Consider the following 15,603-nt stretch of genomic DNA (forward strand, 5'->3'; position numbering starts at 1 on the left):
TTCTTGAACAATTTGAAGCTTTAAAGACATTGAGTAGTCTTTCTGGGTTCGCTTAACATAGCGATTTTCTTGAAGGTTTTCCATAACGATGAAGTTTGTGTATCGCTATTTCAGGACAAGACACAATAAACAATAAAAAAGAGATAACTTTTAAGCTATCTCTTTTTTATTGTTTATAAAAATTAAATTAAAAATTCACCACACTCATCACTTCTAACGTATGGTTTTCTCCGTAGTTGTATTGGATGATTTTATTGGTTCCCACTGCAATCAAGTGAGAATCTAATGCAATGACATCAGTAACTTCGTCTTCATAGGTATTTTCTAAGGACAATTCTGCAGAATTTGTTGCGTCAAATACATTTAAATTTCCATCTGCACAAACGTACAGCACATTATTTTTTATACCCAAACCATAAGGTTGTGTCAATAAATAAGTAGAAATCAAAGTTGGGTTTTCTATTGTTGTAATATCAATGACATTTACCTGGTCTTCAATTGAACCGCAGTTAGAGCCACCTCTTACGGTGATGTAGGCTTTGTATCCGTCTACCACAACCGGGTCACAGGCCGTTGCATGAGCAAAACTTGACACGAAATAAGGATTGAACTCATCCAAGGCATTCACTATATACATTCCATTAGTAGAACCAATAAAAAGGAATTCTTTTTGTTTAAAAAGCGTTTCGAATAGTCCACCCCCTAACCATTCATTCATGTTAACCGTTTTATCAAAAAAAGTTTCGGTCGGGTTGGTAATGTTAAAGACTTTTAAATTAAATGATTCAACAGTATACAACGCATTGTTGTTGATTTGGAATCTGGCAAAGGAGCCGCCAGTTCCAACATTACCACTTCCGCTGGCACTTTCAAAGCTAGCAAGAGCGTTATCGGCAAAATTAATATACTGCTCTGAAGGTCTTTCTCGGGTTTCAATTCTAAATCCAACCATTATTTCACCTTCGGAAGGATAAACTTCATACGCATAAAATTCAGCATCACTAGGATAAGTAGGGTAGAAGGAAATTACATTCTCAGCCACACGAACCACCTCAATATTATTGATGTCGCTAATATCAAAAACAACCAAATCTATAAAGTTATCCGCATACAAATAGTTGTCTTTTACCGCAATATCATGCACTCCTTCTAAGTTGATAAAAGCCATGTTTTGGGGATTAGCCGGGTTTGAATTATCAAAAATGTGGATTCCTGATTCTTGAGCGATATAAAACAGTAAGTTTTCTGCAATATAAATTTTACCGTCGGCATTGGTTTCCTGAGCGGAAGTGACCGAAATTGAACTTCGTAAAGTTTCTAGTGATTTGATAACCGGAACCGCAAATTTTGCTGTTTCAGTAGAACGGTCATCTTCTTGATTGCAACTTGCAAAAAAGCCGACAAACAAGCTTAAACAAAGTAATTTTATTGTTTTCATTATCAGTTAGATTAGGTTGAACAAATGTACAAATTGTTATATGTAGTTGAGATGCAAAATCAAAAAAAGGTTGCGTAAAATGCTAAATATTATTTAAAGTTTTGCCTTCTGTTTTTATAAATCGGCTTTTGTTGGAGATAATTGTTATTTTTGCACGATAAAATTGTCAGCATGTCTTTAAAGAAAGCTTATTTGATTGTCTTTATCATCTTGTTAGTAGATCAGGTATCCAAACTATATATCAAAACTAATTTTGTTTTAGGAGAAGAAATCAAGGTTTTTGATTGGTTTCGTATTCATTTTATTGAAAATGAAGGCATGGCTTGGGGAACTAAAATACCGGGCGATTACGGGAAACTATTCTTAACTTTATTTCGAATTGTAGCTGTTTTTGGAATTGGTTATTGGTTGTGGGACAGCGTTAGAAAACACAGTTCAAACTACCTGATTGTAGCCGTTGCATTGATTTTAGCCGGAGCATTCGGTAACATTATAGACAGTGTTTTTTATGGTGTGATTTTTAATGACAGTCACCATGCAGCTTCTACATTATTCTCGGATAATCCTTATGGAACTTGGTTCCACGGTAAAGTAGTCGACATGTTATATTTTCCCATTTGGAAAGGAACGTTGCCGGAATGGCTACCTTTTGTAGGCGGAAATTACTTTACTTTTTTCAATGCTATTTTTAATATTGCCGACATGGCCATCTCTACCGGAGTGGGCATTTTAATTGTATTTAATAAAAGAGCTTTCGGCACAACAAACAAGGAAGAAGTTGCAACCAACGAAGAAACTGCGGCTTAATTAAACGTATAAATTTTGGAGGGTGTTACGCAATAATCCAATTGAACATCTGATTCAAAAACGTCTTCAATTTGATTTTCTGCTTCAAAAAAAGACAATCCTATCTTGATGGTTTCGGGCTTACATTCGGCTAAGAATTGATCATAAAAGCCTTTGCCGTAGCCCACGCGATGTCCTTTTTTATCAAAAGCCAATAAAGGGACAAAAACCACTTCAATCATAGAAACAGGAACTTCTAATCCATTGACAGGTTCCGGAATATTGTATTCGTTTTTTTTGATTTTGGTATTATCCGTTAACAAAAAATGCGACATTTTTCTCGTTTGAAAATCACTTTTGGCAATCACAATTTCTTTGTCTTTTCCGGATAGAATTTGCAGAATAAATTCAGTATCCACTTCTTTTAATTCGTCAATCGTTAAAAACAAATGATAGTACGTTTTATCCCAAATCGCCATTTGAATTAATTGATTGGCAATCACTAAACTTTTCTCTTCCAAATCATTTGGCAAAAGCAGTTTTCTCAACTCCTTGTATTTCTTTCTGATTTCTTTTTTATCCATTTGGTAAAAGTAAAAAAGTTCAAAATAGTTTGGGGTTTGTTTGGTATGTTTTTTAAAGTTAAATTTGTTTGATAATAGTTAATCGCAACAATCCGCATTTGCACTCCATGAATGTCCCCACCATAGAACTCCAACTACAAACCCTTCCCGATAGTCCGGGAGTATATCAGTATTATGATAAAGAAGGAAAAATTCTGTATGTTGGAAAGGCAAAAAACCTCAAAAAAAGAGTTGCTTCCTATTTTTCAAAATCACACGACAATCATAAAACAGCCGTTTTAGTTAGAAAAATTGTCGAAATCAAGCACATTGTGGTTTTGTCTGAGCAAGATGCTCTTTTGTTGGAAAATAATTTGATTAAAAAACTACAACCACGCTATAATATCAACTTAAAAGACGACAAGACTTATCCGTGGATTTGCATCAAAAAAGAACCTTTTTCACGCATTTTTCCCACTCGAAAAATGATTAAAGACGGCTCAGAATATTTTGGCCCTTATACGAATTTTAAAACGGTGAACACACTGCTCGATTTGATTAAAGAATTGTATCCGTTGCGGACGTGCAATTATGATTTGAGCGAAACCAATATTCGAAATCACAAATATAAAGTGTGCTTAGAATACCACATCGGTAATTGCAAAGGACCTTGTGAAGGATTGGAATCGTTGGAAAATTATCAAAAGCAAGTGGACGCCATCCGAGAAATTTTAAAAGGAAACTTCAAAGACAGTTTAAAAGAATTCAAGCATAAAATGAATGATTTTGCCTCTGCAATGCAATTTGAAGAAGCTCAAAAAATCAAAGAAAAAATAGAAGTTTTAGAAAATTACCAAGCTAAATCCACCATTCTCAATCCAAAAATTTCAAACATTGATGTGTTTTCAATTGTATCTGATGAGTCGATGGCCTATGTTAATTTCCTTCAAATTGCACACGGAGCTATCATCCGTTCGCATACATTGGAGATGAAAAAGAAGTTGGACGAAACCGACGAAGAGTTATTGGAATTGGCTGTTGTAGAGCTTCGGGAACGTTTTCATCTTACATCCAAAGAACTCATTTTACCGTTTGAACTTGATTTTGGCGATAAAATAAAGGTTACAGTACCACAGTTGGGTGACAAAAAGCAAATTTTGGAACTTTCACAACGCAACGCCAAGTACCATCGTTTGGAGCAGTTGAAACAAATACAAATCGTAGATCCCGAAAGGCATACCAACCGAATTATGGCTCAAATGCAAAAAGATTTACGCCTTTCGGTGGAGCCTCGTCATATCGAATGTTTTGACAACTCCAACATTCAAGGCACGAACCCTGTTTCGGCATGTGTTGTATTTAAAGATGGTAAACCAAGTAAAAAAGACTACCGTCATTTCAATATCAAAACCGTTGAAGGGCCCAATGACTTTGCTTCCATGGAAGAAGTAGTATTCCGGCGTTACAAACGCTTAGTGGAGGAAAACCAACCTTTGCCCCAGTTGATTATTATTGATGGCGGAAAAGGCCAATTGTCTTCTGCTCTTAAAAGCTTGGACGATTTGAACTTACGGGGAAAAATTGCTATTATTGGTATCGCCAAACGACTCGAAGAGCTTTTTTATCCGGGAGATTCCGTGCCGTTGTATTTGGATAAAAAGTCGGAAACGCTCAAAATTATTCAGCAATTACGTAATGAGGCTCACCGATTTGGGATTACACATCATCGTGACAAGCGAAGTAAATCGGCATTGCAAACCTCGCTCGAAACCATTCCCGGTATCGGAGAAAAAACGATGATTACATTACTAAAACATTTTAAAAGTGTTAAAAGATTGTCTTTGGCCACCGAAAGTGAAATTTCTGACGTGGTGGGTGCATCAAAAGCAAAAAAAATTCACGAATTTTACAACAGAATAACCTAACTCATACATTTTGAAGCGAATAATTCCTGCCTTTTTGGTTTCCATTTTCCCGTTTTCGCCTATATCTCTGCATTTTGTTACGAGGATATTGGCTCTACCGGGTCTAGGGAGAATTTGTCTTTTGTATCTGTTACCCATAACCCTTTACCTATTACCTATTACCTTTTTCGCTCAAGATTCTATTCCAAGAAAGCCTAAAATCGGATTGGTTTTAAGCGGCGGAGGAGCAAAAGGATTGGCTCACATTGGTGTACTCAAAGTCATTGAAGAAGCGGGTATCAAAATCGATTACATTGGCGGAACCAGTATGGGAGCTATAATTGGCGGGTTATATGCTTCGGGCTACACCGCCACGCAACTTGACAGTATTTTTAACAATACCGATTACGACGCAGTTATTCAGGATTTTATACCTCGATCGTCCAAAAATTTCTATGAAAAAGCGAATGATGAGCGGTATGCTTTTGCATTGCCATTTGACAAATTTAAAATTGGAATTCCAACGGCACTGTCCAAAGGGTTGTATAATTATAATATGATGACCCGTTTAACGGCAAATGTTCGTCATGAGCGAGATTTTAAAAAGTTACCCATCCCGTTTTTGTGTATCGCTACGGATATAGAAACCGGTCAAGAAGTGTTGTTAGACCACGGTTTTTTGGCTCAATCTATCTTGGCTAGTGGAGCTTTTCCATCCTTATATTCACCTTTGGTAATTGATGGAAAATATTTGATAGACGGTGGGGTAATTAATAATTATCCTCTGGATGAAGTAAAAAAAATGGGAGCAGATATCATTATTGGTGTTGATGTTCAAGATGATTTAAAAGACCGTGAATCACTAAAAGACGCTACACGAATTTTGGTTCAAATTTCAAACTTGCAAATGATTCAAAAAATGCAAGAAAAAAAGACCCGAACAGATGTTTACATCCGACCCAACGTTGAAGAATATTCTGTGATTTCTTTCGATAAAGGGACTAAGATAATTAATGCTGGAGAAGAGGCTGCCCTCAGTGTTATGGCACAACTCAATCAACTAAGTACTTCTTATCAAAAGCAAAAAACTATTGTTCCGTTAACCGAAAGAGATAGTTTATATGTTTCCGCTATTACCCATACACAGCTAGAAAATTATACTAGAGCTTATATTGTGGGGAAGTTGAGGTTTAAGGCAGGACGAAAAATTAGTTTTTCAGATTTGAAGCAAGGAATTGAATACTTAAATGCTACACAAAATTTTGGATCCATTAATTATACCTTGGAAAAAGACAATAATGAAGATGATATTGTCAGCTTAAACCTAACCGAAAACCCTTATAAAGCCTTTTTAAAATTAGGTTTACATTACGATGGATTATTTAAAAGTGGTATTTTGGTTAACTTTACTCAAAAGAAAATGTTGTTTAAAAACGACATATTTTCTACCGATGTTGTGTTAGGAGATAATTTCAGGTATTACTTAGATTATTATGTTGATAATGGGTTTTATTGGAGTTTTGGAATTAAATCGAAATTCACCGGTTTTAACCGAAATGTGACTACTGATTTTAGTCAAGGAGTTTTGTTTACTTCGGAAGATGTGAATTCTATCAATGTAGATTTTTCAGACTTTACGAATCAAATTTATATGCAAACGGTTTTTATTCAAAAGTTTTTAGTGGCAGGCGGTTTGGAGTATAAGCACCTGAAATTAAAATCGGAAACTTTAAACACGGGCGATCAGGTTATTGAAAACAGTGACTATTTAAGTGCTTTTGGCTACTTAAAATTTGATTCGTTTGACAATAAATATTTCCCAAAAAGCGGCTGGTATTTTAATGGCGATGTACAAGCATTTTTTTACTCTACTGATTATACTAACACGTACAACAACTTTTCAATTTTAAAAGCTGAAGCGGGTATTGCACAAAAATTGTTTAACCGAACTACACTGAATATTCAAACCGATGGCGGTTTAACTATTGGAGAAGAAACTGTACCCTTTTTTAATTTTGTTTTTGGAGGCTATGGTTTTTATCCCGTCAATAACTTTAAACCTTTTTACGGCTATGATTTTTTGAGTTTTGCCGGCAATAGTTATGTTAAAGCACTGTTTCAATTGGATTATGAGATTTTCAAAAAAAACCACTTGAATTTCTCTGCTAACTTTGCAAATGCGGGAGATAAAATTTTTGATTCCGATGAATGGCTTACTAAACCCACTTATTCGGGCTATGGCTTTGGTTATGGTGTAGAAACCATTTTTGGCCCCATAGAAATAAAACACAGTTGGTCTCCTGAAACCAAAGATCACCATACTTGGTTTAGTGTAGGTTTTTGGTTTTAATTGTGGTTGTATTTATATTTTTACGATATTTGTGTTATATTTTACTAAAATCATAAAAAATGTTTGTAATTCTTGGTTTTTTAGTAGCCTTTGGTCTTGGGATTATTGTGGGTGTGAACATTAAAAAAAATCAAAACTAACCTCAAATAATTTTTGAAATGAATGCTTTTTGGCCCGGATTATTGGATTACCTTCAGTTCCTTATCAAACGGAATCCGGAATGATTTTGATTATTAGCCAGTGTGGCAATTTGTCAATGTGACAATTCATCGAATGTTCAATCTAAATTCAAAAAAATGCCATTTTATCATCAATTAGGAGAAATTCCTCCCAAACGTCATACACAATTCCGAAAGTCAAACGGAGAGCTTTACTATGAGCAACTCTTTGGCACTGTGGGTTTTGATGGAATGTATTCCAACATGTATCACGTGCACAGACCAACACAGGTGAAAGAAATTCGCAACCAATATTCAGTGGCTCCTTCCATTGCCAAATCCAATAATATGCAATCGTATAAATTGCACGGATTTGATGTAGCACCTGAAAAAGATTATTTGGAAAGTCGAAAAATTGTTTTGACCAATTCAGACTGCCACATTACGTTGGCTGCTCCTCAAAACAAAACGCAAGAGTATTTCTATAAAAACACCGATTCCGACGAAATGATTTTCATTCACAAAGGAAGCGGAAAACTTCGTACTTTTTTAGGCAATATCGACTTTAAATACGGCGATTATTTATTGATACCTCGCGGAATTATCTATAAAATCGACTTTGATACCGAAGACAATCGTTTGTTTATTGTCGAATCCAGAAGACCTATTTATACACCAAAACGTTATCGAAATTGGTTCGGCCAATTGCTAGAACATTCGCCTTTTTGCGAACGCGATTTACGTCGTCCTACCGAATTGGAAACGCATGACGAAATAGGTGATTTCATCATTAAAGTGAAGAAAAAAGACGAAATCATTGAAATGGTTTATGCTTCGCATCCATTTGATGTGGTGGGTTACGATGGATTTAATTATCCGTACGCATTTTCCATTCACGATTTTGAACCGATTACAGGAAGAATCCATCAACCACCACCGGTTCATCAAACCTTTGAAACGGATGCGTTTGTGGTTTGTTCGTTTGTACCAAGGTTGTATGATTATCATCCGCTTTCTATTCCGGCTCCTTACAACCACAGTAATATTGATAGCGATGAAGTCTTATATTATGTAGATGGCGATTTTATGAGTCGAAATGATGTAAAACCCGGAAACATATCCTTACACCCCGCCGGAATTCCACACGGACCACACCCAGGAGCGTATGAACGAAGCATTGGAAAAACAGAAACAAAAGAGTTGGCCGTGATGGTTGATACCTTTAAACCATTGATGGTAACGGATGAAGCGATGAAAGTTGCTGATGAGAAGTATTTTCAGTCGTGGTTATGAAATTAGCGAATTTGAAAATTAGCGAATATGCGAATTGGTTTTGGCTAATTCAAGAAGAAATGAACGCATTTGCTTTTTACTTTTATTTATCATATAAATGAAATTCACAAATAGTTTAAAATACCAAAATAATCCTGTTCTAAAAGAATCTTTTGAATTTGCGGTTAGCATTATTAACTATTCGGAATTACTAGAAGAAAAAAGAAAATACATCTTAGCCAAACAATTACTTCGCTCAGGAACATCAATTGGAGCGAATATCAAAGAGGCTCAAAATGCTGAAAGCAAAGCCGATTTTATACATAAATTAAAGATTGCATTAAAAGAAGCTGACGAAACAGAATATTGGCTTTTTTTATGTCATAATATAGAAAACTATCCAAATCCAGAAGGATTAATTGAAAAATTAAATGGTATAATAAAAATGTTAAACAAAATAATTAGTACGTCTAAAAGCAATTCGCTTATTCGCTAATTATCTAATTATTTAATTATGAATAAAGAAATAAAATCAGTTGAATACGGATTAGAAAAAATATTTGAAGGAGCACAAGATTTCCTTCCATTAATGGGAACCGATTATGTAGAATTTTATGTGGGTAACGCCAAACAAGCAGCTCATTTTTATAAAACGGCATTTGGATTTCAGTCGTTGGCGTATGCAGGATTGGAGACTGGTGTAAAAGACCGAGCATCCTATGTGTTGAAACAAGATAAAATCCGATTAGTATTAACCACATCTTTAAAAAGTGATTCGCCCATAGGTGAACACGTTAAAAAACACGGCGATGGTGTAAAAATTGTTGCTCTTTGGGTTGAAGATGCCCGAAGTGCTTTTGAGGAAACAACTAAACGCGGAGCAAAAGTTTTCATGGAGCCTACAGTTGAAACCGATGAATTTGGCGAAGTAGTACGTGCCGGAATTTATACCTACGGAGAAACCGTTCATATGTTTGTAGAACGTAAAAATTACACAGGAACTTTTCTGCCGGGTTATAAAGAAATGAAATCGTCATACAATCCTTCACCAGTTGGTCTAAAATACATTGATCACATGGTTGGAAATGTGGGTTGGAATGAAATGAATACGTGGGTAAAATGGTATGAAGATGTGATGGGATTTGTGAATTTCCTTTCGTTTGATGACAAGCAAATTACTACTGAATATTCTGCCTTGATGAGTAAAGTAATGAGCAACGGAAACGGCAGAATTAAATTCCCAATCAACGAACCTGCAGAGGGGAAGAAAAAGTCGCAAATTGAAGAATATTTAGATTTTTATGAAGGGCCGGGGGTGCAGCACATTGCCGTTGCAACGGATGATATTATTTCTACGGTTGCCGAAATGCGTTCACGAGGTGTTGAGTTTTTAAGCACGCCTCCTCAGGCTTACTATGATGCTATTCCGGAACGATTAAAAGACCACATGTCTAAATTTAAAGAAGATATCAACGAACTTCAAAAATTGGGTATTATGATTGATGCAGACGAAGAAGGTTATTTGTTGCAGATTTTCACCAAACCGGTGGAAGACCGACCCACTTTATTCTTTGAAATTATCCAACGGATGGGAGCCAGAGGATTTGGAGCCGGAAATTTCAAAGCTTTATTTGAAAGTATCGAACGAGAACAAGCGTTACGAGGAACATTATAGACGCTTTTTTAAATTTAAAATCCGCTAAGCATCATTCAATCATGATGAAACTTAGCGGATTTCTATTTTATTAGATGACAATGAGTTTTTTGTGAATAAAGATTAACAAAATAGTCTTAAAATTATGAATAGTGAAATTTTGGACCTTGTACTGATGTGTTTTTTATTGAATATGTGTTAAAGTAAAAAAATAATTAATAATTTAGCAACCAACTAATTACCTTTGCACTCGCAAAAAGAAGGAGTGGTTACCTTCTTGGAGTAATGTAAATTTTCATAATTTATAGTTTTTTTGGTTAGTTAATAGCATACAACTCAATCGGGCTCGGTTGGGTTTTGTGTTTTTATATGGTGTTGATTGTTCAAATAGTTGAAATGACAATTGAAAGCAATTGTATTAAATAATCAAAAATATCAATAATTTACGATTTAGCCATCAGTAAATCATTTATTAAATTTAAGAACTAAAGTAAAACGATACTTTTACACTTTTACTTTTGAAAATGAATATATCTGATGATTAATCTTAAAAGGATAATCCATTTTATTAGCTTTTCAAAAAATCATAAAAAAACATTAAAATCGTCCCTTTTTTTGAGGTCTTTTTTAGATTTAGTACATTTGGAACAGAAATTGCAACGGCTTCTGAAAAAAGACATAATTTTATGAAAAAAGTATTGCTTCTCTTCCTATTTTTATCAATCGCCAGTTTTGATTCTCAGACGAGTTCTCCACCGAAAGAAGATGCTTTTGATGTGGGTGAGTGGTTTCAGTTTCGCATTCACTACGGCTTGATAAATGCAGGAATGGCAGAGCTAAGTATGCACGAAGCCATTAGAAACAACAAAAAAGTTTTTCATGCCAAGGGACGTGGTTACACTACCGGAATGACTAAATTTTTCTTTAAAGTAGAAGATGATTACCAAAGTTTTTTTGATAAACAAACCGGGAAACCCTATCAATTTGTTCGAAAAATTGACGAGGGAGGTTATACCAAAAACCAAGAAGGCTTTTTCAACCAGAGCAACAATACGGTTTTAGTAAAAGATTATAAACGTAAGACTGAAAAAACATTCCAAGTACCTGACAAAACACAAGATATTTTATCTACGTTCTATTATTTGAGAAATCACCCTAATGTTGATAAACTAAAAGTGGGTGAATCCATCGACATCGATATGTTTTTTGATGAAGAAACTACAAAATTTAAACTGAAATTTATTGGTCGTGAAGATTTAAAAACTAAATTTGGGGTCGTTCCTGCCATGATTTTCAGGCCTTATGTGCAAGCCGGACGTGTTTTTAAAGAACAAGAAAGCTTAACTGTTTGGATTTCAGACGACGACAATAAATTACCCTTGCGAATAAAGGCCGAATTAGCTGTGGGATCGCTCAAAGCTGATTTGGAAAAATTTAAAGGATTAAAACATACATTTACCGTTAAAGCAAAACCGTAATGAATACCACCGAACACGAAGAAATTCTTGAAAAATTAGAAGAAAAGTTTCAAGCAATCAATCAAAAAACTGAAACACACTTAGAAGGACTTTTGTGGGCGAAACCCATCACTTATTGGGATTATATTCAAACGGATGCACTTTTAAACTTGCAAATTCAACGAACAACCTTGCCGGATGAAATGGTTTTTGTGATGTATCATCAAGTGAATGAATTGTTATTCAAAATGATTCTCTGGGAAATCGAGCAAGTCTGTCATTCTGAAAAGCCCGAAACAGCTTTTTTTACAGAAAAATTAATGCGAATTAGTCGTTATTTTGATATGCTTACCACTTCTTTTACCATTATGAAAGACGGTATGGAGGTAGAACAATACATGAAGTTCAGAAATACGCTAACCCCTGCTAGCGGTTTTCAAAGTGCTCAATATCGATTGATAGAATTTGCTTCAACCGACTTAATAAATTTAATTGATTATCGCTTTAGAAGTTCCATAGACCGCAATACACCTTATGAACATGCTCTTGAACATTTGTATTGGCAAGCAGCAGGAAAAGATTATAAAACAGGCGAAAAGTCTTATTTAATTTTAGAATTTGAAAGAAAATACAAGAAAGAATTTTTGTCTTTCATGGAAGAATATAATACCATTAATCTTTGGCAAAAGTTCAAACAATTGCCGGAAGAAGATCAAAAAAATGAAGCTTTGGTTAAAGCCATGCGTCATTATGATTACACCGTCAATATTACCTGGGTAATGGGTCATTTTAATGCCGCAAAAAAATACATCGAGAGTGGTCACGGCAGCGGCGAAGCAACCGGCGGAAGCGATTGGAAAAAGTACATGCTACCTAAATACCAACGAAGAATTTTTTTCCCGGAATTATGGTCGGAAGAGGAGTTAGCCACATGGGGAGAAAAAGAAAGTGTTTAATTAGATTAAAAGCAATAAATTGAAATTCAACAAAATACTACCTATACTATTTGCATTGAGTTTATTTTCATGTGAAAAAAAGGTTGATAAAGTCATAATAGAAAAAGATACTAAAGTAAAAATTCCAATCGTTGTAGAATTTGGATTCACCTTGAACGATTACTTGGTAGTGCAAGACACGATTAAAAGCGGCGATACGTTTGGCAAATTATTAGAAAGTCACAATATTGGAAATTTCAAAGTACATGAAGTAACCGAACAAGTGAAAGATAGTTTTAACATGCGAGATATTCGTGTTGGAAAGCCTATTACATTACTAAAATCAAAAGAAAAGCCCAATCAACTTCAGGTTTTTATTTATCAAAAAGATAATATTAACTATAGCGTAGTCGATTTTCGAGATACGATTGTAAAGGCTTACAACAAACAAAAACCAATCACCATCCGAAGAAGAACCATTGCCACGGCAATTCATGGTTCTTTGTCTGAAACTTTGAATAAAAATGGTGTTGATGCCGGTGTGGCGAATAATTTGGCTAAGATTTACGAATATTCCATCGACTTTTTTAAGATTCAAAAAGAAGATAAATTTGCCGTTACGTTTTATGAAAAATACATCAACGATAGTATTTATGCCGGTGTAGACCGATTAGAAAGCTCATTTTTTGAACATAAAGGGAAGAGAATTTATGCTTTTCCATACAAATTGGACAGTCTTTCCAGAAAAGTAGATTACTACGATGAAGAAGGAAAAGGATTGAAAACTATGTTTTTAAAAGCTCCGTTGGATTTCTTCCGAATTTCTTCCCGTTTTTCACCCAAACGTTTTCATCCGGTTCAAATGACATGGAAAGCTCACAAAGGAACCGATTATGCTGCTCCACACGGAACACCTATTAAGACCACCGCCTCAGGAGTAGTTGAACGAACAGGATACACCGCCGGAAACGGAAATTACGTTAAAGTAAAACACAACGGAACCTATTCTACTCAATACCTCCACATGTCAAAAATTTTAGTTAGGCAAGGGCAACGTGTTGAGCAAGGTCAAGTAATTGGAAAGGTTGGAAGTACAGGTTTAGCTACAGGACCGCATGTTTGTTATCGCTTTTGGAAAAACGGTGTGCAAGTTGATCCGCTTTCACAAAAATTACCGAATACCGAACCAATGAATGCTAAGCACAAAGCAAACTATTTAGAATATATCGCTCCTTTAAAGAAAGAATTAGACAGTATCGCGACACTTAAATTAAAATAAAATGGCTTTAGAAAATACAAACCCATCCGGAACAGCAGCATGGCAAAGCTTGCGAAAACACTTTGAAGACATGCAGTATGTCTCCATGCAAGAGCTTTTTGAAAAAGATTCAAACCGGGCAAACAACTATCATATCCAATGGAATGATTTTTTAGTAGATTATTCCAAAAATATTGTCACCCAGGAAACGATGAGCCATCTTTTGGATTTGGCGAAGGAAGTTAATTTGGAAGATGCTATTCAAAAATATTTTGCCGGAGATGCCATTAATCAAACTGAAAATAGGGCGGTTTTACACACGGCTCTGCGTGCTCCGTCTGATTCAAAAATTTTGGTTGATGGTCAAAATGTGATGCCGGAAATTTACTCGGTTAAAAATAAAATTAAAAATTTTACAGACGAAGTTGTCAACGGAAGCAGAAAAGGATTTACAGGAAAACAATTCACAGATATTGTAAACATTGGTATTGGGGGCTCCGATTTAGGACCGGCGATGGTAGTGGAGGCACTTCAGTTTTATAAAAATCACTTAAACGTTCATTTTGTTTCCAATGTAGATGGTGACCACGTGAATGAAGTGATTAAAAAATTAAATCCCGAAACTACATTATTTGTCATTGTTTCCAAAACATTTACTACACAAGAAACCTTATCCAATTCGGAAACTTTACGAAATTGGTTTTTGCAATCAGCCAAGCAAGAAGACGTTGCGAAACATTTTGTGGCAGTTTCAACCAATATTCAGCGAGTTACCGAATTCGGAATCCATCCTGAAAATATTTTCCCTATGTGGGATTGGGTTGGCGGACGATTTTCGTTGTGGAGTGCTGTTGGATTATCCATTAGTTTGGCCGTTGGCTTTGATAATTTTGACAAATTATTGAAAGGAGCGAACAACATGGATGAGCATTTTAAAACCACTCCTTTTGAAAAAAATATCCCGGTTGTTTTGGCCTTGTTAAGTATTTGGTATAACAATTTTTTTGGTGCAGAAAGCGAAGCGTTGATTCCCTACACTCAATATTTGCAAAAATTAGCTTCCTACCTTCAACAAGGAATCATGGAAAGCAACGGAAAAAGTATTGGTCGCGATGGAAGTCCGGTCAACTATCAAACCGGAACAATTATTTGGGGAGAGCCGGGAACGAATTCACAACATGCTTTTTTCCAATTGATTCATCAAGGGACAAAATTGATTCCGACCGATTTTATTGGCTATGTTAATTCACTTCACGGAAATCAAGACCATCACGATAAATTGATGTCTAATTTTTTTGCTCAAACCGAAGCTTTATTAAACGGCAAATCGGCTGAACAGGTATTGTCAGAATTTGAAAAACAAGGTATTTCCGGTGAAAAAGCGGAGTTTTTATTACCTTTTAAAATATTTTCAGGAAACCGCCCTACCAATACGCTTTTAATCAACAAATTAACTCCTGAAAGTTTGGGGGAATTAATTGCTTTATATGAACACAAAATTTTTGTGCAGGGTGTGATTTGGAATATTTTCAGCTACGACCAATGGGGAGTTGAATTGGGAAAACAATTGGCCAATTCAATCTTAGATGAAATTCATTCCGGAAATATCAAAGAACACGATAGCTCTACTAACTTTTTATTGAAGTATTTTTTAGATAAGAAATAAATATTTTCTATCATTTACGAATAACCACGAAGAGAATCCCTTCGTGGTTTTTTTGTGACTTTCAAAAACGCATGTTATTATATTATCAATTTTTAATTTACAAATGATGATTAAAACACTCACTTTACAAGGCTATTGTTTCCTTTTTGTATGCGTAAGATT

At 35.2% G+C, this 15,603-nt stretch carries 12 protein-coding genes; 10 read left to right on the plus strand and 2 right to left on the minus strand.

The genetic code is table 11. The features are described 5' to 3' along the window. Window positions 1–187 precede the first annotated feature (187 nt). Window positions 188–1,438, minus strand: a complete 1,251-nt coding sequence (locus tag ACIQ0M_RS10755) for an LVIVD repeat-containing protein (RefSeq protein ID WP_396152085.1) — start codon at window positions 1,436–1,438, stop codon at window positions 188–190. 171 nt (window positions 1,439–1,609) lie between these two features. On the opposite strand from ACIQ0M_RS10755, the gene ACIQ0M_RS10760 reads away from it, so the two are divergent. After that, window positions 1,610–2,245, plus strand: coding sequence for a lipoprotein signal peptidase (locus ACIQ0M_RS10760; protein WP_396152087.1), 636 nt, complete (start codon window positions 1,610–1,612; stop codon window positions 2,243–2,245). Here ACIQ0M_RS10760 and ACIQ0M_RS10765 read toward each other — a convergent pair. Further along, complete coding sequence (locus ACIQ0M_RS10765) at window positions 2,242–2,808, minus strand: 5-formyltetrahydrofolate cyclo-ligase (protein ID WP_396152089.1); 567 nt, start codon at window positions 2,806–2,808, stop codon at window positions 2,242–2,244. The genes ACIQ0M_RS10760 and ACIQ0M_RS10765 overlap by 4 nt on opposite strands. A gap of 107 nt (window positions 2,809–2,915) precedes the next feature. Here ACIQ0M_RS10765 and uvrC point away from each other — a divergent pair, with 107 nt between their 5' ends. The 9 genes from uvrC (at window position 2,916) to pgi (ending at window position 15,441) form a co-directional block, all read left to right on the plus strand. Then, window positions 2,916–4,712: an excinuclease ABC subunit UvrC gene (uvrC, locus tag ACIQ0M_RS10770; RefSeq protein ID WP_396152140.1), complete on the plus strand. Its 1,797-nt coding sequence runs from the start codon at window positions 2,916–2,918 to the stop codon at window positions 4,710–4,712. 136 nt (window positions 4,713–4,848) lie between these two features. Then, window positions 4,849–7,041, plus strand: a complete 2,193-nt coding sequence (locus tag ACIQ0M_RS10775) for a patatin-like phospholipase family protein (RefSeq protein WP_396152142.1) — start codon at window positions 4,849–4,851, stop codon at window positions 7,039–7,041. 296 nt (window positions 7,042–7,337) lie between these two features. Further along, window positions 7,338–8,492, plus strand: coding sequence for a homogentisate 1,2-dioxygenase (locus ACIQ0M_RS10780; protein WP_396152091.1), 1,155 nt, complete (start codon window positions 7,338–7,340; stop codon window positions 8,490–8,492). A gap of 97 nt (window positions 8,493–8,589) precedes the next feature. After that, window positions 8,590–8,967, plus strand: a complete 378-nt coding sequence (locus ACIQ0M_RS10785) for a four helix bundle protein (protein WP_396152093.1) — start codon at window positions 8,590–8,592, stop codon at window positions 8,965–8,967. A gap of 18 nt (window positions 8,968–8,985) precedes the next feature. Continuing rightward, a complete protein-coding gene (gene hppD / locus ACIQ0M_RS10790; RefSeq protein ID WP_396152095.1) occupies window positions 8,986–10,146 on the plus strand; it encodes a 4-hydroxyphenylpyruvate dioxygenase in 1,161 nt (386 codons plus the stop codon). A gap of 665 nt (window positions 10,147–10,811) precedes the next feature. Continuing rightward, window positions 10,812–11,603, plus strand: a complete 792-nt coding sequence (locus ACIQ0M_RS10795; RefSeq protein WP_396152097.1) for a DUF3108 domain-containing protein — start codon at window positions 10,812–10,814, stop codon at window positions 11,601–11,603. Beyond that, window positions 11,603–12,538 (plus strand): tryptophan 2,3-dioxygenase family protein, encoded by a 936-nt coding sequence (locus tag ACIQ0M_RS10800; RefSeq protein WP_396152099.1) that lies wholly within the window; start codon window positions 11,603–11,605, stop codon window positions 12,536–12,538. The genes ACIQ0M_RS10795 and ACIQ0M_RS10800 overlap by 1 nt, the downstream gene beginning before the upstream one ends. 19 nt (window positions 12,539–12,557) lie before the next feature. Then, a complete protein-coding gene (locus tag ACIQ0M_RS10805) occupies window positions 12,558–13,796 on the plus strand; it encodes a peptidoglycan DD-metalloendopeptidase family protein (protein ID WP_396152101.1) in 1,239 nt (412 codons plus the stop codon). Window position 13,797: 1 nt separating this feature from the next. Next, on the plus strand, window positions 13,798–15,441 hold the full coding sequence (pgi, locus tag ACIQ0M_RS10810; protein ID WP_396152103.1) for a glucose-6-phosphate isomerase: 1,644 nt from the start codon (window positions 13,798–13,800) through the stop codon (window positions 15,439–15,441). Window positions 15,442–15,603 lie beyond the last annotated feature (162 nt).

Source organism: Flavobacterium sp., from assembly GCF_044339515.1.
Lineage (GTDB): Bacteria > Bacteroidota > Bacteroidia > Flavobacteriales > Flavobacteriaceae > Flavobacterium.